Raw genomic sequence first — 18,617 nt, 5'->3', positions numbered from 1 at the left:
TATATTAAATATATGGGAGAAATATTTATTAAAGTAAAAATTATTTTTACTGTATTATTCGTTTTGGTTTTTCTTGGTTTGAGCTGTGTAAGTGCCGAAGAAAATCAGACTGATCTTGCAGTTGATGATTTTGGACAAGACCCGGAAATATTGACTGTTGATAATGAGGATTCAGGAAGTTTTACGGAATTAAAAACTAAAATTGCCGAATCTGGAAATGAATTGAAACTGGAAAAGGACTACAAGTATATTGGGGAATCCGACAGTGAGGTAATTAATGGGATTGAAGTGGAAAAAAGTGATTATGTCCTTGACGGTCAGGGTCATACTATTGACGGATCTGAGGTTGCAACATTATTCAGATTTTCAGGAGATAATATAACAGTTAAAAATCTCCGGATTATCAATACTTATGCTGAAGACAGCCAATCTTATTCTGCATTGTATTTTCAAAACGATGGTGTGATAGATAACTGTACCTTTGAGAATAATAGGGTGCAGGCTAATGGTGGAGCGATATATGCATATGAACTGGATTTAATAGATTCTTCATTTGAAAATAACAATGCTAAAAAAGGGGGAGCCGTATATTTCAGTAAGGGAACAATAACCGGTTCAAACTTCACAAGCAACAGTGCTGATGAAGGTGGGGCTATATACTTTTTGGATAATGCTACTATAATTGATTGTAATTTTAAAAATAATTTCGTTAATTATGAGGGTGGAGCCATTTTTGGAGGTAATGTTTCAATTAGTGACTCTAAATTCATCAATAATTCCGCAAACAATGGTGGAGCGACATATATTCTCTTCAATGGGATAGTTACAACCTCTAAATTCATCAACAACATTGCTTATACGGGGGGAGCACTATGTAGTGAAGGTCAAATTTTAACTATTAAAACTACTCTCTTTGAAAACAACAATGCAGCGGAATATGCTGGTGCGGTTTATATGGCTGAATATACTGAAGTTAATATCTCAAATTCATTATTTGATGGCAATTGTGCTGGAGAGGATGGTGGAGCAATACTTTGTCAATCCAATATTGATTTGGATAATTGTAATTTCACAAATAATAAGGCATGGGCCGGTGGGGCATTGTACTTTGTAAATGATGCTGCTGTCAATGGCTTGGTATTTAAAAACAATTCTGCTGTGCTAAGCGGCGGGGCATTATTCTTTGAAAACAATGGTATTGTAAACAATTCTCTATTTGTTGATAACCAGGCAGATAATGGAGGAGCTATTGAATTTTCCAATAATGGAACTATGGATAACTGTAAATTCTATAATAATCAGGCGAAACAGTATGGTGGTGGTGCAGTGGACGTTGATGGCAATGGTAAAATCTTAAATTCTCTATTTGTAAATAACACTTCAAAATCCGGAAATGCCGGAGCAATATATTCTGCCAATAATGTCAGTGTCGATTACTGTAATTTCACTAATAACTCTGCTTATCAAGCAGGTGGTGCAATTCAGTTCTATGTTACCGGTAGCGTTAACAATTCAATATTTGTAAATAACAGTGCAAGACATGGTGGCGCAATTGAGTTTTTTATCTCTGGTGGAGAAGTTATTAATTCAATTTTTGAAAATAATTCTGCAAGTGAAAAAGGTGGTGCAATATATGGACCTGCAATCATTTCCATCAGTTCCACATTTAAAAACAATAAGGCAACCAATAATGGTGGAGCTATTGACATTGAAGATGCAGGATCAGTTTTAAACTCCAAATTCTATGATAATCATGCAACTAACAACGGCGGAGCTGTTTGGATTTTAACTGGGGAAATCAACAATTCAACATTTGAAAACAACATTGCTAAAAATGGTGGTGCAGTATTCTTTAAAAACAATGGAACAGTGGACGAATCCACATTCACAAACAACAATGCCAGTGAAAGTGCAGGAGCAATATCACTTAATGGTGGAACAATCAACAATACCAACTTCACAGGCAATCATGCGAGTACTGCAGGTGCAATAAGTACTTCAGGTGATTTAACTGTTGCATACATAAGTTTCAAAGATAATTCTGCAACAGATGGAAGTGACGATATAGTTTTAATCGGTGATGCAAAACTTAAATATCTTGCTATCATTAAGATTGTGAAAGTTGAAAATGCCAATTATGGGGGAACTGTTAGAATCACTGTAAATGTGACCGGAGAGGATGGCACTACACCTTTAAGAAATGGTACTGCGGCTATTGTAATTAATGGAAAAACATATTCTGCCGAAGTTTCAAATGGAACTGCAACAATTGCTATTTCTGGTTTGAATGCCGGAAGTTATGGTGCAAATGTTACATTAATCTCTGAGGGTTATGTCGCTTTAAGTAAGGAAGTCAAATTTCAGATATCTAAAATAATGTAAAAATCATAGCTTCTGCTAAATCATACGTTATCAATTATTGTGGAAAGTATAGCATTACTCTAAAAGATATTAATGGTAAATTGTTAAGAGGTTTAAAAGTTACTTTCACTTTAAATGGTAAATCTATAGGTTCTGCAACCACAAACTCCAAAGGTGTTGCAACTATCAGTTTGACTGCCAAAGCACTAAAAACTGCTAAGGCAGGAAAGAAAAATCTTGTTGTCAAATTTGGTGGAAATGGAAATTATAACTCTGTTAGCAGTACCGTTAAAATAACACTCAAAAAAGAAAAAACCAAAATAGCTGCCAAAAAGAAGACATTCAAGAAGTCAAAAAAGACTAAAAAATATATGATGGCCCTGAAAAACAGTAAAGGCAAGGCAATTAAAAAGATGAGAGTTACCTTAAAAATCAAAGGCAAAACCTTTAGTGCCAAAACCAATTCCAAAGGTAAAGCCACATTTAAAATTAAAAAATTAACTAAAAAAGGTACTTTTAAAGCGGTTATCAGGTTTAAAGGAAACAAATATTACAACAAAGTAACTAAAACTGTTAAAATTAAAATCAAATAGGAATTTTTATTCCTATATTTTTTTCTATTTTTTTTGATTACCAAATGCTCTCTGGTTAATCTTTTAAATACTCAACACCTATTTTTAATTAAGGTGATTAGGTGTCGTCTTATAAGGGTCATTCGATATTTGCATTTTTACTCTCGTTGATGTTTTTTCACAGTCCTCTAACAATTGCTTTAACATTCATTGGTGCAAATATTCCTGATTTTGATCATAAATTCAAAAAGGATCATGTCTATAAGATGATTATTTTAGGATTAATAGTGTTTATTTCACTTTATATCCTCAAATTACCTTATTATATTGGATTGATCATTGTATTTTTAGGTGTCACTTTTTATTTTTCAGAGCACAGAAGTTTCACCCACTCCATTTTCGGGGTATTGACATTAACCTCTGCGGTGGCTTTGATATTGATTTGGGCGTCACAGCTGGTTGATGCGGTAACAATCATAGATAATCATTACCTGCTTATGGCCATTCTGATTGCTCTTTTAAGCTTTCTTTTTTTAAACAAGAAGCTGCTGATGATTTTTCTTCCATTGTTTTTCATTGCATTGTTTGTCATTCCGGTAATGGAAATTTCATATATTGAAATCGTTTTGAGTTTATTTTTGGGCCTCTTTTCCCATATTGTTTTGGATTCATTCACTCCTGCGGGAATTAAGATTTTTGCTCCCCTATCATCCAAAAAAGTTTACAGGAATTTTGGATTGAGCATGATATTCCTGTTGATTTTCGTGGCTATTATCTATAATATTCCAATCTTGTTTCAAATATTTGGAAATTATATTTTAAGCAGTTAAAACACTTTGCAGCTGAAAAATAGTCCTGAATTCTTAACCCATAGGCAGAACTTGGAAACTATATACAGCACTGGAAGTTCAATCAATGGTCCGATTACAAGTGCGATTGACACCAGTTCATGACCTGGGAATGAATTGATTGCAATTGCAAGGGCTAATGGTGAATTGCGTGCAAGGGTTGTCATTGTTAGACTTGCATATTCTGAGTATGTGAAATTGATTTTTTCAGATAATAACAAATCTATAATTACGTTGGCTATGAAAAACAGGATTAACGGAATGAATATGGTCAATACGGAATTCAGATTGTCGAAAAGCAATTCTCCCGGACTTGCAAAGATGCAGAATACTGCAAGTGATAAAAACCAGATCTGCAGGGAAGTAAACAGATTTGTTGCCTTTTCTTTTAAATCTGCATTTAGTATAAATTTGACGATTTGCGCTGCAACAAATGGGATTACGATAACTATCAACAGGGAATAGGCAAGCTGGGAATAGTCCATTGTATTTCCGCTTGAAAAGAAAATCATCAGATATATTGGCAGCAATATTATCTGAAGCACCAGGTTGATTGGAAGTATTGACAGACTTAATGTAAGATCTCCTTTTGCCATTTTGGTGAACACAAGATACCAGTCTGTACATGGGGTCAGTATCAGCATGAAAAACCCTACAAGGACATCCACATTTCCCTTTAAAAACAGTGAACCTAGAAAATATCCGAAAAGTGGTGTCCATAGAAAATTGATTATCAGGCTTGTTGAGGTGAATTTGACATTTTTAAAACTATTTTTCAATTCATTCATTTCCACTTCCAAAAATAATCCAAAAAGCATTAGGCATAAGAATAGATTTATCAAATGGCTTGAATTTTGTGCGATTATGTCTATATTTGAGAACAGGAGTCCTATTATGACTGCTGAAAAGATTATTATAGGTTCTAGTTTTTCTATCATTTCCATGTTTTCACCGTTTTAGGCATGACTAAATTTGTATGTTCAAATATATAATATTTTACATATTGCAAAAACTTCTCTAAATTCCAAATAAAATGTAATTTTGGGGGATTTTCTAAATTTGGTGAACAAATTTGTTCATATCAATTTTTTTAAAAATTTTTGTATAGTTTAACTTGGATTTCAAATAATTTTTTTAAAAAAGCATAACTTTATAATGAATAATCATGATAAATAATACTGTATGTAATGTCATTTTTTTTGACATTTTTAAATATAATTGAAATGGAGCTTGTTTAATGTTTTTGACTAGAATTGGGTACGGAATTGCTTATTTCGTAGTCCTTATTATAGAAATCATTAAATCAACCTTTAGTGTTGCATTTAGTGGAATTATGGGGAGAAATATTGATCCTGTAGTTGTGGACATTGAAACAGTATTGGAGAGACCTGTTTCCCAGACAATTTTAGCGAACAGTATTTCATTAACTCCTGGTACTTTGTCTGTCGATTTAGACAGCGAAAATAACATTATCAAAGTAGCTGCTATTTCTCCAAGAAAAAAAGAGGATATCATTCCTTTTGAACCTTATATAAAGAAAATGTTAGAATAATTAGCATTTTTATAAAAAATCGAGTGAGATAGTATGGATATATTGTTTATTTCAAAATATATTTTGCTTATTGCATTAATTATAATGATGCTGGCAGCCTTAAGAGCAGGTGCATACAAATCCACTTCCATGGGACTTTTAGGAAGTTCTGTAGTGGTTACAGCCTTTGCTGTTGCATTGCTCATCGTTGGAGGCACATACGGTATCCAATTTTATAGAGATATATCTTTAGCTTTAATGTTCTTTGGTTTTGTAGGCACTGTTGCTTTCGCTGTAACATTAGGAGGGGAAGATAAATGATAGAGTATATTCAATCAGCCCTTCTTCTGATATCAGCATTCTTCATTATTATTGCGGCAGTAGGTGTTTTAACATTACCAAACACAACCAAAAATGCAGTATATGCAAGAATCCACATTGTAGGATTGTTCGATATCGCATGTATACTTGCAATGATTGGTTTGGGTCAGTATCTCTTGGCTGGAATCTACTTTATTCTGGCACCATTTACAGCACATGCAATAGCTAATGCTTATTGGAAAAAAGAAGATAGAGAAAATAATGTTGATTTAATGACAGTTGAAGAAGAAGTAGATGAAAATCATCCGTTTATTCATCCTAAGGCCAAGATGCAGGCTTTGGAAAGTGAAAACTCAGAAAAACTTAAAGTGGATGAGAGATTTTCAGTAACTACAATAGAAATTGATGAGGGTGAATAAGATGTTGGAATATATATTATGTTTAATTGTAATATTAAGTGCAATTCTTGCCCTTATTCAGAAAGACTTACTAAAAGCGGCAATCCTGACCGGTTTCAGCGGTGGCGCTCTTGCAGTGATGTTCCAGATATTGCTGGCACCCGATGTTGCCCTGACACAGGCAATTGTGGGAGCGGCTATTGTACCTGTATTTATCGCTTTGGCCGTTAAGAAAACTCAAAGGAGTGATAGCTGATGGCACAGACTCAACTTGTAATATTGTTGACTTCCGCTGCTTTGATTATCATAGGTCTTTATGCGGCAATCTTTGTTGACAATATTATTAAAAAGATCATCGGTGTTAGTTTCATTGAAGAGGGAGCTAACCTGTTCATTGTTGCTATTGGTTATAAGGCAGGTGGGGTTGTACCAATCTTAATGCCTGGAATGGATACTTCATGGTTTGCATCAAATGCGGCTTATCCTCTTCCTTTCGGTCTGGTACTTACCAGTATCGTAATCGGTGCTAGTACCCTTGCGGTAATGCTTGCTTTAGTAATGGTTTTATACAAAAGATATGGTACATTATCTACAAAAGTGATGCTGGCCGATACATCAAAAAAGGAGGAATACAATGAATGAATTAATTCCACTTATGGTTATCGTTCCTCTCATGGCTGCATTATTGATAAGTGCATTTTCAAAATTCAACAAGGTAACTAAGATTTTCGCATTTGTTGTAGCGATATGCTTGCCGTTAATCCCATTGTTGTCTAATTACGGTCTTCACTACTTCGGTGGTTATGAGCCTATCCTTGACAACGTAACAGGGGTAATGTATCATCCGGCAATTACATATTCATTCACATTCCTGCAACAAATCATGATTGGTGCTGTTGGTCTTTTAACATTCCTGGTAATATTCATTTATCTTACAAAATATAAGGAAGTTTCCGGACCGTACTTATTCCTGTTGTTCCTGGGTACAGCTGCAGTAACTGCAATGATTATGACTGACGACATTTTCCACATGTTCGTCTTCTTTGAGATATTGGCACTGGCACAGGTAGGTATAGTTGCGGCATCTTCAATCGATTACAGTTATGAGATGGCTTTGAAATATATGGTTTTAGGATCAATCGGTTCTCCAATAATGCTTTTGGGAATTGGATTCCTTCTCGCATTGACCGGTAGTGTAAATGTAACAGATATTGCTGCTGCAGTTCATTCAGGTTTAATTGATGCCACATCTCCAGTATTTTTATTATCACTCGCTTTAATATTCTTTGGTTGGTTATATGCATCTGGTTTACCACCATTCCATACTATAAAATCTGGAATTTATTCAAAGGCTGAACCTCACGGAGCAGCACTCCTGCAGTCATTTACAGTTATTTCAATGATTTCAATCGTATTGATTCTTATCAGAATTTATGCTTCACTTCCAATCTTTGAAGTACTCATAGTTTTCTTCTCTATCTTGGCTATGGTTTTAGGTGTTTCACTCGCACTTACTCAAACAGACTTCAGAAGAATGATTGGATTTTTAGCAGTGGGAGAATTAGGTTTCATCGGTTTAGGTATTGGGCTTGGAACAAACTTTTCAATAACAGCAGGACTTTTCCAGGCATTGAATGAAATCTTAATCACTGCATTGTTATTCGTAGGATTCGGTGCAATCGTTGAGGCGACAAACGAGGTTGATACAAGAAAGCTTGGTGGACTTCTGGCATACCATCCAAAAGTAAGTATCATGCTTTTGATTGGTGGTATGGCGATGGCAGGTGTACCTCCATTAAACGGTTTCCAATCCAAGTTAATGCTTGTTCAGGCATCATTAAGCTGTGGATTCCCAGAACTGTCCATTTTGGCGATCATGGTTAGTATAGCAACATTCGTGGTATTCATGAAAACATTCTATACCATATTCTTAAAACCGAAACCAAACGATTTGGAACTTGAAGGATTGGAGGTTCCAAGGGCAATGATTTTTGCCATGGGAGTTCTATTAATTATAATAATTGTATTGGGTATCTTCCCGGATGTCGTTACACAGGGCATTTCTAACTTTGTAGGAGGGATATTATGAAACTCTATGATCAGATATTCAATGTTGTAAAGCAATTCAAGAAATTGTTCTCTCCAGGACCTGTTACAAATGCGGATGTTTCCGGTAGTATCACTGCGGAAATATTCCTGATTGTATCATTGGTTCTATCAGCATTATTATTGAGACATGTAAGTGTTTTACTTGCAGGATTGGTTGCATTGATACTGGCAATCGTCCTTATTTCAAATATTCCACTTATTCCTAAGTTTAAAATTGAACAGGAAGATTCTCTTGAAAAAATGTTATTCTATGCGGTGGTCACACTTGCATTGATTGTCACATTCATGTACTGGGGTGGTAACCTTGTCTAATCCAACTATTCGTAATTTACTTGCAGCGGTTCTCACAGGAATATTTTCCGTCACATTGCTTGATGCGGTATTCCATTTAAGCAGCATGATTAACCCTGGTGTAAGCTATATCTACAACGCTTTGGGAACTCAAATTGCTCCAAACCTAGTTACCGTTGTTATATTTGATTTCAGAGCATACGATACATTGGGAGAATCAATTATATTATTGACTGCCGGACTGGTTGTTTTGTTAATATTCGGCAGAGGATTATTGGGGGATAAAAGATGAGTCAAGGTAGTATGATTTTAAAACTTATATCTTTGCCAATTTCAATCATATTGATTTGTCTTGGTATAATGACCATTCTTGGAGGTCACATCACTCCTGGTGGAGGTTTCCAGGGTGGTGCAATGATTGCAAGTGGAATTATATTGTCTATACTTGTCTATGGAATAGGTAATTCCCCATTAGAATTGTCACACTTATATATTGAAGTATTGGAATCCGTTGGTGCATTGGGTTTTGTAGTCTTTGGACTGATCGGTTTGTTTGTCGGAGGATTTTTCCTCTACAATGTAGGTACAGATTTATTCAATATCGTTCCTTCATCCATTCAGACTATCCTACACTATCCGGATGTTACAAATGCAGGTATTATTCCATACCTTAACATATTCGTAGGTTTAAAGGTATTTGTGGGACTGTCTTCAATTGTTATTGCATTTGCGGGTTTCAAAAAGATTGTTGAGGAGGGTGAATAATGTTATCTCTTGGACCAATAATATTCGGACTGATATTGGGCTTGGTTATCGGATCACAGATAAAGCTCAATGTTAACGATACTCATTTCACTCTCGGAGCGTTTATTATAGTACTTATTGCAGGAATTATTGTCGCATGGCAATCCGGCAACTATCCGTTTTATACAGACTTGCCGATTTCCACCGCATTTTTATCTGCATTAATAGGAATTTTTGTAGGCAAACTAATATTTGCAAGGAGTAAATAAGGGGTTTTATCATGTTTTTGTCAACTAATGTATGTGATGAGGAATGCATTAAATCATGTCCTACAAAATCCATTAGACTGGTTAATGGGGTTCCGTTCAGTTGTCTGACATGTGGAATTTGTCAGAAAAACTGTCCGAATCATGCAATATTTAAAAACAGCTATGGAGGATATGTTGTAGACAGAGCCAAATGTAACGGCTGTGGAATGTGTATGTACAACTGTCCGACAAACAACATTACAATTGAAGACGGAATTGTCTACGGTATATGTTCACGCTGTGGTGTATGTGCAGAGAAGTACCCTGATTGTCGTGTAGACGGTTTTGAATTTGAAAGAGACAAACAGATTACATTAATCAAATCATTTAACATTTTAAATCCTCCATTGGATAATGTGCCACATAAAAGTGAAAATCTGGTCACTGAAGTTTCAAGAACATACTTCGGGACTGATACAGAAAAATGTATACTCTGTGGCAGATGTGAGGAATACTGTCCAACCGGGGCAATACATGTCAAGGTGGATAGGGATGAAGGAATCTGTCGTGAATGCAGAATCTGTGCTGATGTCTGTCCTAATGAATCAATGAACAAGCATCAGATGGTAAATTCATATTCATGTACCCTTTGTCTGAACTGTATGAAGGCTTGTCCTCACAATGCGATTTCAGTGGATGACTTTAAAATCGTTATTAATAAGTTAAATCAAAAGCCGGCAGGTAAAATCATATCCTGTTTGAACTGCGGATTGTGTGCGGACCTGTGTGAAAACGGATCACTTAAAAATGATGATGGTAAATTAAGGTATGATCCGACACAGGATACTGAAAATGTCACACATGATTTGGCTATTTCACATTGTCCTGTTCTCACACTTCGTGAAGACGATGAGATGTTTATATATGATGAAATTGATGATGCAGAGCTTCCTACATTGTCCGGTTTCTGTGTAAGCTGCGGTAAATGTGTACAGGTTTGTGATGATGCCAAAGCCCGTCAGGTAATGACACAGACATGGGACGGCAAGGTCACAGACGACTGTATTTCTTGTGGAATCTGTGTGGAAATGTGTCAGGAAGACGCAATCACATTGCACAGGGGTAAGATTTCTGTTGATTTGGCTAAATGTATATTATGTGAAAACTGTGCGGTTCATTGTCCTGTTGATGCAATTCCAAAATCTACAATGTACAAGAATGAAATAAAAGACGGATTTAACTTCATTGAACAGGAGTTATGTATGCATTGTGGAGTATGTTACGGAATTTGTTCATATGATGCAATCGAAAAGATTGACGGTAACTATGTGGTCAAAGAGGAAAACTGTACCTATTGCGGTGCATGTAAAAACGCATGTCCTGCAAAGGCGTTCCTGTTTGAGAGAAATTTCAAAGATTCAATAGAGGGTATTTAAATGAGTAGTATACTAAGAATAGCTTTAGAAGGAGCATTTACTAACTTTAAAAGAATCTTTTTTGCAGCTGATAGAGTTACAGACATGGAATTGAGAAAGCAAATCTCAACACTGTCCGTTGAAGTGGATGACCGTGTTGACGAAAAGGCCTGTATTGGATGTGCAGGTTGTGCCAATGTCTGTCCGACAGGTGCGGTAGAGATGAAAAAATTGGCTAATCCAGTTAAACTGACAGATAATTGGACCAAAAGTGAAGTACCTGAAATTAATCTTGAAAAATGTGTTGTATGCTATTACTGTCATGATTTCTGTCCTGTATTTTCACTTTATGGTGAGAAAGGAACAATACATCCAAGTAATGTCGGGGACATTGAAGTGGACATTGCAAGCGCACTTGAACAGCCATTTAAAATTTCTGATGATAAGCTTAAATTCATTGCACAATACCTGTCAGATAAAACAGTATTGAAAAATAGAGAGGATGGTGATTAGATGGGAATTAAATCATTTTCAAGGGCAAGGGCAATTCACGTCATGCTTGTTTATACAGGAGGATGTAACGGTTGCGATATTGAAATTGTAAACTCAATATTATCACCACGTTTCGATGCTGAACAGTATAAGGTGTTTTTAACATGGAATCCTCGTGAAGCTGACGTATTGGTTGTCACAGGTCCTGTTACACATTTTAATAGAAAACCATTGGAGGCAATTTATGAGGCTATTCCTAATCCTAAATTGGTTGTAGCCGCTGGAAGTTGTGCACTGATGGGTGGTGTTTATAAGAACTGTTCTGGTGACATTCCTTCCGAAGAAATTGAAGGACCAGTTGAAAACATTATTCCGGTTAACGCTAAGGTTCCGGGCTGTGCCGTAAGGCCTCAGGATGTTTTGGCTGGAGTTGTATCACTATTACCTACATTATTAGATGCGGATTAAGAGGGGGAATTTGAATGGATGAAAAAGTACCAAGAAGCAATATTATTGAAACTGAAATTCCAATGGGTACAGTTCACCCTGCTGCATTGGAGCCATATAGGGTAAGGTTTTTTGTAGAGGATGAAATCGTTCAGGAAGCCGAAATAACTATTGGTGTTAATCATAGGGGAATAGAAAGGATCATGGAAGGACTTCCGGTTGAAAAGGCTAATGCATTGACTGAAAAAATATGTGGAATTTGTTCAAACGCACATATATGGAATTCATGCAGAACAGCCGAAATGGGTTTGAATATCGAAATTCCGGAAAGGGCCAAATACATTCGTGTAATTATGAGTGAACTTGAACGTTTACACTCACATTTCTTATACCTAGCACACGGTTGTGAGGTATTGTCTCATGAAACATTTTCAATGAGGGTATTCTACCTGAGGGAAATAGTAATGGAACTGCTTGCAATGATTGGAGGAAACCGTGTACAGTACGGTTGCTCTGTAATAGGCGGAGTAAGGCCAAGATGTGATTTGAATGAAGCAAAGCTGTTAAGACTCAAAAATGATATGGATGCGATTGAAGAGGGACTTACCGGATTTGTTGATAGATTCATGGCTGATTCCATCCTATTGTCAAGGGTTACAGGCATAGGAGTACTTCCTCAAAAGCAGGCTATCGAACTGGCAGTTACCGGACCGACTTTAAGGGCAACAGGCGTTGCAAGGGATTTAAGAACAACAATGTTTGAATATGACGATTTTGATTTTAATGTAATAACCCAACCTGACGGTGATGTAAAATCAAATCTTGTCATGAGGGCATTGGAGTCATTTGAGTCAATTAAACTCATAAGGCAGGCTATTGCAAACATTCCTGAAGGTAAAGTAATAAACCGTGACTGGGAAATGTTTGACACAGACATTATTCAAAGTTACATTGAAGTTCCAAGGGGAACTTTATATCATTCATACGCACTGGAAAGCGGAAGGGTAAGACATTCAATTATCAGGACCCCTTCAATGGCAAATATCGGTGCAATGCAATATGCATGTATTGGAGACCAAATTACTGATGCACAATTATGTATCGTACAATGTGATCCATGTTTCACTTGTACAGATAGGGCAATAGAGATTATAAGGAGGTAAACAATGTTTGAAAGTACTTTAATCAATTCAGTTCTTGCAGTAATATTGACTGTGCTTGTTTGTTTTGTAATTTCAACATTACTTCCGGGTATTGAGAGAAAATATATTCATGCAAGAATCCAGCAAAGGATTGGGCCTCCGGTGACATCTCCGGGAATTATGGCTCCGCTCAAATTCATGTTCAAGGAAAACGTTAAAATTTCATCTCCCGTTCCGGGATTGTATAAGTTATTGCCGATTCTATGCTTTTTAGTGGTATTGTGCGTTTTAATTGCATTGACTCCTCAAGCATATAAGATTCCTGCTTTGGCAAGTCTTGTGGCTATTGTCGGATTTTTAAAAGTCGAGGAAATCTGTTATGTATTGATGGGAGCATTGTCCAAATCCGTAATGTCAGTTAACATGCCGTTCCCTGACCAAATCAAGGGAGCAGCTCATCAAAATGCTAACCGTTCATTCATTGAGGATATAAGTGCAAGAAGATCACTCAGGATGATTACCTACGGTTCATTCCCACTGTATCTGGCATTGTTTGCACCGGTTACTGCAGCGGGAAGCATATTCCTGAAGGATATCGTTGCATACCAGCAGGCACACGGACCATTCCTATTTACTGTAGCAGGTGGAATCGCAGCAATAGTATTTTTCATCGGTTACATGATAATTTTGAATGAATATCCATTTTCAATCATTAAGGCAAAAAGTGATGTTATTGAAGGACCATACATGGAGTATGCGGCCAAATATAGGGCAATAGTAGTTGTAACCAGAGGATTTTTCATGTTCGTACTCGGTGCGGTATTCTCAGTATTGTTCATTGGAGTTCCGCCAACAATCTTTTCATGGGGAATTCTTGTCAATATTCTTGTTGCAGTCATATTCGTGTTCATGATGGGAATATTTTCAGCTTTCGCTCCGGTATTTACAAATAGGCAATTGCTGCCAACCATTTTGGGAACTACATTGCTTGGAATTTTAGCCATTGTTATCGGATTATTGTAGAGGTGATTATTTATGAAATTTGTTATGAGACCGTATCACATGGTAAGTCTTGGAGGATATATTGTTGAATGGGATTTCCCATACAGGGATCTTATCATTGTAAATAAAACCTCTGAACCAATTAAAGTTGAAATACCAGTATTTCATGAGGAATGGATTCAGGAACACAGGGATTTGGGTCTTGAGGTCATTCCGGTTACTGAAAACGACAATTATTTGAGCATGTGGAAAAGGGCACATGCGGAACTTGATAAAGTAAGGCCAAAAAATGAGTGATTATACATTAACAATTAAATCTAGTGAGAAAAAGGGCGTACTTGATGATATCACTGATGTTATCACTGCTCATGGTGCTAATATTAGTTATGTTCATCTTTTCGTTGAGAAGAATAATGTAGGCTCCATCAATTTGGAGCTGGAGCATGTCGAAGACATTGACGAATTGCTTTCTGATTTGGATGATATTGAGGAAGTCCTTTCTGTGGAATTGCATGGTTCTCAGTTAGATATTTATGGAAAACGTATAATCATTGTCGGTGGTGGAGCACAGGTGTCCCAGGTTGCAATGGGTGCTATAACAGAGGCCGACAGGCATAACATCCGTGGGGAACGTATCAGTGTCGATACAATACCTCTCGTTGGCGAAAAATCAATTGCTGAGGCTGTTGAAGCAACTTCCAGACTTCCACGTGTAAGTGCATTGGTGCTAGCTGGTTCACTTATGGGTGGCGAGATTACAGAAGCCGTTCGTAAAGTTAAGGATTCAAGCAACATCACTGTAATCTGTCTTAATATGCCTGGAAGCGTAACCAAATATGCTGATTTAATCATAACCGATCCGATTCAGGCAGGTGTTTTGGCAGTAATGTCAATAGCAGATACTGCGGTATTCAGTATTGCACGTTTGGGTGACAATATCAAATTTTAATTCATGTTTATGGACGTATAGGAATTAGGAGTTATTTTCATAACTCCTTTTTTCATTATTTTTAATCGCAAACGCAAATGTCTGCATAATCGCATTTTTCACATTTTTTTGGATTTTTTTTAACATCTGGCATCTTTTTATTATCAATGACTTCTTTTACTTCACGCAGGATGTCAAAATAATTTTTTCGCAATTCAACGTCCATTACCACAGGACGTCTGTCATTGATTTTTTCATAGTCAACAAATCCCACATAAACGTCATTTCCAAATTCCTCTTCAATAAGTATTGCATGAGATGCAAGTTCAATGGCATCCTGGTCCCAAACGCCTTTTAATGGAGGATTTCCACTTTTTAAAAGTATTGGATAATATTTTCCGTCGACTATCTCAATTTTATCACATATTCCAATCACGTCCATGCTTTTGTCCTTTATGAGAAATGAGTACATGCAGTTTGGGAAAAACATATCCATTATTTCGTAGGCATGCCTGTCGTGGATTGTCATTGTCTGCTTTATTTTTAATGAGGTGATTTTGATGTTGAAATAGGCATTGTCAATAATATTGTTGATCTGTTTGTTTTCAAGTCCAATGTTCATTGATTTGATGGTGTCGGTGGTGTTTTTGATGTATGGGTCGATATTTTGAGATAAGACACTTTCAATTTCTATTAAAGTCATGTCTTTTTTGACTTTACGCATATTTTTCTTGATTAGGTCCTGAATGTCAATCTTTAACTTCTTTAGCTCATTTGATAGTTGATAATTATTGTTCTCGCTCGAATCGATATGGATTTGGTGATATAATTTCATTGGACAGTACATGTATTGTTTTATAGAAGAAACTTTTATCATTTTAAAACCTCTTAAATTCAGTATTATTACATTATATCTACTGATATTTAAATTAAGAAGTTTTAAATGCCTACAATTTTTTTAAATAAAATAAAAAAAGTAAATAGCTAATAATTTAGCTATTTGAAATTAATTTTCCACATTATAGTAATTTTTATTGACTGCCGGTAATTTTGCAAAGATGGCTGGAACCACTATTAATATGACTGTTAATATTGCCATGATGGTTACGCTCAATCCGTCAGCTGTGCTTATGGTTGAGATGATTCCCTGAATCCAAAGGCCCAATATACAGATAGGCAATATGAATTTGATGACTGTTTTCCAGGTTTTACCGACGGTAATGGATGAATTTTTGTTTAGGGTATCAATTAAGTCATCAAATTTGTAAATCCAACCGAAGATTATGCATTCAAGAAGTATTGCAAATAATAATGCGAAATTATTCAGGTATGCATCAAATACTCCCAGTATTGTACTTCCGATACCTGTTGCAAAGATGGCGGATATTAAAAATCCTATTATGCATACTGCTGTTGCGGTCTTTTTACGTTCAATAAGGAATTTTTCTGAAATTGAATAACATACTCCTTCAAGAAGTGCAATAACTGATGTTATTCCGGCAAACAATATGCATATGAAGAATGCCGGTCCGATTATGTATGCGACAGGTCCCATTGTATTGAATACCTGTGGGAAAACTACGAATGCAAGTCCTGTTCCTTCGGTTACAAGTTCATTGAATGGAACTCCGGAGGATAGTGCCATAAACCCGAGAATTGAAAAAATTCCTATTGAGTTGAATACCTCAAATCCTGAGTTTGAAAATGCTACGATTATTGCATTGTCAACTAATTTGGATCCTTCCGGCAGATAACTTGCATAGGTCATTGCTATTGCCATTCCCAAACTGAGGGAGAATACGATTTGTCCAAATGCTGCCAGCCATACATCAAGATTGGTCAGGGCACTCCAATCAGGATTGAAAATTTGTGTATATCCAAGTGAAGCACCTGGAAGTGTCAATGAGAATATTACGATTCCCACAACAATTAAACAAAGTAATGGTAATAATATTTGGCTGACTTTACCTATTCCATCATTTAAATCCCTTTTAATAATCAGCCATGCAATTAACCAGATGATGAATACTGATATCAATACATTTGGAACGATTGTAAATATTCCTGATACTGACTCTGTTGCATGCAAAACATTGTTTGCAAAATACAGGTCGGGATTTGCTCCCCATGCTTTTGTAAAACTTAATATTATATAAATAAAGTCCCATGCGACTACACATACATAATATGTTGTAATTAAAAATACGATTAATAATATGAACCATGCCACGGGTTCCAATTTGTCCTTTATTGAGTATAATATTCTTGCAATTGATTTTTTAAATTTAAATCCTACAGCATATTCTACAAGGACGAATGATATTCCAAGTAAAAACAGTGAAACGATGTAGGGGATCATGAATGACCCTCCACCATTTGAATATAAAACATTTGGGAAACGCCAAATGTTTCCAAGACCTACTGCAGAACCTATCATTGCCATCATAAATGCAAGATTACTATTCCACTCTTGTTTTTTTGTCTCTGTCATTTTATCACTTAAGTCTATGCTTAATATATTTGTCAGTGAAGTTTATATAGTATTCTATTGATTTCGATTAACAAATTTTTATTAAAAATAGATATTTTGAATATAATCAGAATTAAATGTTAAAATTTTTAAATATATTATGATAAAATAAACAATGTTTAAAAATAAAAAAAGAATATTGTGAAATATTGATTTCACATAAATTAAGCGGGACTTTCTTTTAATTTTACGTACTCGTCAATCGCTTCACGGGTGGTTCCGACAACCAGACGGTAGTGTGAAAACTCGCCGTTGACGATAACCTTTTCGACTTTACCTTTCGCTATGACATGTTCACCGTCAACCACTTCGCCTGCGTAGGTGTGTGTAAATGAGACGATTTCAGTCAATGGGAAATCCACGCCGTCAAGATGTTTGACATTTTCAATTGTGTATAATGATGGATTGTCAAAGGCTCCAAGGGCACTTATGATGTCGGCTTCGATTTGTTCAATTCCCTGAGGTTCGTATACTGTATCTCCCCATTCTCCTTCGATTTCATCATAACCCTTTGTGGCAAGTATGTCGAATAATGTTCCGTTAATTGTTCCACGGTTTGCCTTTCTGTTCTCATACCATCTGAATTCTTCTTTGCTAAGGCTTGAATCAAACATTCTTTTGTCATATACAAAATCCCAGTAATCGTTTGTGATTCCCTCGACTGTAATGTGTTTGTCAACCTGTTCAATATATACTTCCTTTCCCCTATACTGTTTAAAGGCTTCAATGGCTCTTCTGTGGTTGTCAAGTCCGTACACTACAAAGTCAAGGTCGGACACGTCACTTTTTTGAAGGCCCGGAAGAATTGATCCTGAAATTCCCAGATGGTCATATGGGATATCAGCCATGAAATGGAAAAAGTCGGCAACATCCATCAGCTTTGCAATGAGTTCAGGATTTTTCACCTCTCCTCCATTTTCAAAGGTTTCCTTAAGGCCAAGCAATCTCTGTTCCGGCTTTATGATTCTTTCAACCTTGTCTGTTGGCACTCCCATCATTTCAACATTGGTAACGTCGCTGAAGTATAAATATTCGGGGTGATTTTGCCTCAGGTATGTGTATGCCTCTTCGGATCCTACCTTTCTGTATCTTTTACCGTCCTTTTCACGATCACCGTTTTCATCTGGAATGTATCTTAAAAAGGAAATCACCCGGTCTTTAGGGTGAATGTAATTTGTTGAAGCGAAGTATAAATCATCGCTTGTATAAATGAAATCTCTTGTTCTAATTTGTTGCAT

The 18,617-nt window shown here is 36.2% G+C and carries 24 protein-coding genes; 20 read left to right on the top strand and 4 right to left on the bottom strand.

Annotated elements, in window-relative coordinates; genetic code table 11:
- Window positions 1-78: 78 nt before the first annotated feature.
- The 3 genes from QZV03_RS01415 (at window position 79) to QZV03_RS01405 (ending at window position 3,763) form a co-directional block, all read left to right on the top strand.
- Window positions 79-2,382, top strand: a complete 2,304-nt coding sequence (locus tag QZV03_RS01415) for a hypothetical protein (RefSeq protein ID WP_296873924.1) — start codon at window positions 79-81, stop codon at window positions 2,380-2,382.
- Window positions 2,383-2,462: 80 nt separating this feature from the next.
- Entirely contained in the window at window positions 2,463-2,954 is a 492-nt protein-coding gene (locus QZV03_RS01410) for a hypothetical protein (protein ID WP_394350670.1), read from the top strand.
- Window positions 2,955-3,055: 101 nt separating this feature from the next.
- Window positions 3,056-3,763 carry a metal-dependent hydrolase gene (locus tag QZV03_RS01405; RefSeq protein WP_296873923.1) on the top strand — a complete coding sequence of 236 codons (708 nt, stop codon included), beginning with the start codon at window positions 3,056-3,058 and terminating at the stop codon, window positions 3,761-3,763.
- On the opposite strand, the gene QZV03_RS01400 is transcribed toward QZV03_RS01405, so the two are convergent.
- Entirely contained in the window at window positions 3,760-4,725 is a 966-nt protein-coding gene (locus QZV03_RS01400) for an arsenic resistance protein (RefSeq protein ID WP_296873922.1), read from the bottom strand. The genes QZV03_RS01405 and QZV03_RS01400 overlap by 4 nt on opposite strands.
- A gap of 293 nt (window positions 4,726-5,018) precedes the next feature.
- Here QZV03_RS01400 and QZV03_RS01395 point away from each other — a divergent pair, with 293 nt between their 5' ends.
- From QZV03_RS01395 to QZV03_RS01315, 17 genes are read left to right on the top strand one after another with little or no spacing between them, the layout of a single operon-like run.
- A complete protein-coding gene (locus QZV03_RS01395) occupies window positions 5,019-5,333 on the top strand; it encodes a monovalent cation/H+ antiporter subunit E (RefSeq protein WP_296873921.1) in 315 nt (104 codons plus the stop codon).
- A gap of 33 nt (window positions 5,334-5,366) precedes the next feature.
- Window positions 5,367-5,633 (top strand): monovalent cation/H+ antiporter complex subunit F, encoded by a 267-nt coding sequence (locus tag QZV03_RS01390; RefSeq protein WP_296873920.1) that lies wholly within the window; start codon window positions 5,367-5,369, stop codon window positions 5,631-5,633.
- Window positions 5,630-6,052: a cation:proton antiporter gene (locus QZV03_RS01385; RefSeq protein WP_296873919.1), complete on the top strand. Its 423-nt coding sequence runs from the start codon at window positions 5,630-5,632 to the stop codon at window positions 6,050-6,052. Before QZV03_RS01390 ends, QZV03_RS01385 begins: the two co-directional genes overlap by 4 nt.
- Entirely contained in the window at window positions 6,045-6,287 is a 243-nt protein-coding gene (locus tag QZV03_RS01380; RefSeq protein WP_296873918.1) for a DUF4040 domain-containing protein, read from the top strand. Before QZV03_RS01385 ends, QZV03_RS01380 begins: the two co-directional genes overlap by 8 nt.
- Window positions 6,287-6,673: a cation:proton antiporter subunit C gene (locus QZV03_RS01375; RefSeq protein ID WP_296873917.1), complete on the top strand. Its 387-nt coding sequence runs from the start codon at window positions 6,287-6,289 to the stop codon at window positions 6,671-6,673. Before QZV03_RS01380 ends, QZV03_RS01375 begins: the two co-directional genes overlap by 1 nt.
- Window positions 6,666-8,120, top strand: coding sequence for an energy conserving hydrogenase EhbF (gene ehbF, locus QZV03_RS01370; RefSeq protein ID WP_296873916.1), 1,455 nt, complete (start codon window positions 6,666-6,668; stop codon window positions 8,118-8,120). Before QZV03_RS01375 ends, ehbF begins: the two co-directional genes overlap by 8 nt.
- Window positions 8,117-8,452, top strand: coding sequence for a hydrogenase (locus QZV03_RS01365; protein WP_296873915.1), 336 nt, complete (start codon window positions 8,117-8,119; stop codon window positions 8,450-8,452). The genes ehbF and QZV03_RS01365 overlap by 4 nt, the downstream gene beginning before the upstream one ends.
- Window positions 8,445-8,723: a hydrogen gas-evolving membrane-bound hydrogenase subunit E gene (mbhE, locus tag QZV03_RS01360; protein WP_296873914.1), complete on the top strand. Its 279-nt coding sequence runs from the start codon at window positions 8,445-8,447 to the stop codon at window positions 8,721-8,723. The genes QZV03_RS01365 and mbhE overlap by 8 nt, the downstream gene beginning before the upstream one ends.
- Window positions 8,720-9,196, top strand: a complete 477-nt coding sequence (locus QZV03_RS01355; RefSeq protein ID WP_296873913.1) for an MnhB domain-containing protein — start codon at window positions 8,720-8,722, stop codon at window positions 9,194-9,196. The genes mbhE and QZV03_RS01355 overlap by 4 nt, the downstream gene beginning before the upstream one ends.
- A complete protein-coding gene (locus tag QZV03_RS01350) occupies window positions 9,196-9,444 on the top strand; it encodes an energy-converting hydrogenase B subunit J (protein ID WP_296873912.1) in 249 nt (82 codons plus the stop codon). Before QZV03_RS01355 ends, QZV03_RS01350 begins: the two co-directional genes overlap by 1 nt.
- 11 nt (window positions 9,445-9,455) lie before the next feature.
- Complete coding sequence (locus QZV03_RS01345) at window positions 9,456-10,859, top strand: 4Fe-4S binding protein (protein WP_296873911.1); 1,404 nt, start codon at window positions 9,456-9,458, stop codon at window positions 10,857-10,859.
- The gene (locus tag QZV03_RS01340; protein WP_296873910.1) at window positions 10,860-11,351 is read left to right on the top strand and encodes a 4Fe-4S binding protein; all 492 of its coding nucleotides are present in this window, start codon (window positions 10,860-10,862) and stop codon (window positions 11,349-11,351) included. It abuts the gene before it with no gap.
- Window positions 11,352-11,798: an NADH-quinone oxidoreductase subunit B family protein gene (locus QZV03_RS01335; RefSeq protein ID WP_296873909.1), complete on the top strand. Its 447-nt coding sequence runs from the start codon at window positions 11,352-11,354 to the stop codon at window positions 11,796-11,798.
- Window positions 11,799-11,812: 14 nt separating this feature from the next.
- A complete protein-coding gene (locus QZV03_RS01330) occupies window positions 11,813-12,940 on the top strand; it encodes a nickel-dependent hydrogenase large subunit (protein ID WP_296873908.1) in 1,128 nt (375 codons plus the stop codon).
- A 3-nt stretch (window positions 12,941-12,943) separates the two neighbouring features.
- Window positions 12,944-13,942, top strand: coding sequence for a respiratory chain complex I subunit 1 family protein (locus QZV03_RS01325; RefSeq protein ID WP_296873907.1), 999 nt, complete (start codon window positions 12,944-12,946; stop codon window positions 13,940-13,942).
- 12 nt (window positions 13,943-13,954) lie between these two features.
- Window positions 13,955-14,218, top strand: coding sequence for an energy-converting hydrogenase B subunit P (locus QZV03_RS01320; protein WP_294998970.1), 264 nt, complete (start codon window positions 13,955-13,957; stop codon window positions 14,216-14,218).
- The gene (locus tag QZV03_RS01315) at window positions 14,211-14,870 is read left to right on the top strand and encodes a DUF5612 domain-containing protein (protein ID WP_296873906.1); all 660 of its coding nucleotides are present in this window, start codon (window positions 14,211-14,213) and stop codon (window positions 14,868-14,870) included. The genes QZV03_RS01320 and QZV03_RS01315 overlap by 8 nt, the downstream gene beginning before the upstream one ends.
- A 61-nt stretch (window positions 14,871-14,931) precedes the next feature.
- Here QZV03_RS01315 and QZV03_RS01310 read toward each other — a convergent pair whose 3' ends face one another.
- The 3 genes from QZV03_RS01310 to QZV03_RS01300 form a co-directional block, all read right to left on the bottom strand.
- A complete protein-coding gene (locus QZV03_RS01310) occupies window positions 14,932-15,726 on the bottom strand; it encodes a Dna2/Cas4 domain-containing protein (protein ID WP_296873905.1) in 795 nt (264 codons plus the stop codon).
- 129 nt (window positions 15,727-15,855) lie between these two features.
- Window positions 15,856-17,340 carry a sodium-dependent transporter gene (locus QZV03_RS01305; RefSeq protein ID WP_296873904.1) on the bottom strand — a complete coding sequence of 495 codons (1,485 nt, stop codon included), beginning with the start codon at window positions 17,338-17,340 and terminating at the stop codon, window positions 15,856-15,858.
- A gap of 203 nt (window positions 17,341-17,543) precedes the next feature.
- Entirely contained in the window at window positions 17,544-18,617 is a 1,074-nt protein-coding gene (locus QZV03_RS01300) for a DNA polymerase subunit beta (RefSeq protein WP_296873903.1), read from the bottom strand.

Origin of the sequence: uncultured Methanobrevibacter sp. (assembly GCF_902788255.1) — an archaeon.
Lineage (GTDB): Archaea > Methanobacteriota > Methanobacteria > Methanobacteriales > Methanobacteriaceae > Methanocatella.
The sequence above is the reverse complement of the archived record's forward strand: the minus strand, read 5'-3'. Positions and strand labels throughout refer to the sequence as shown.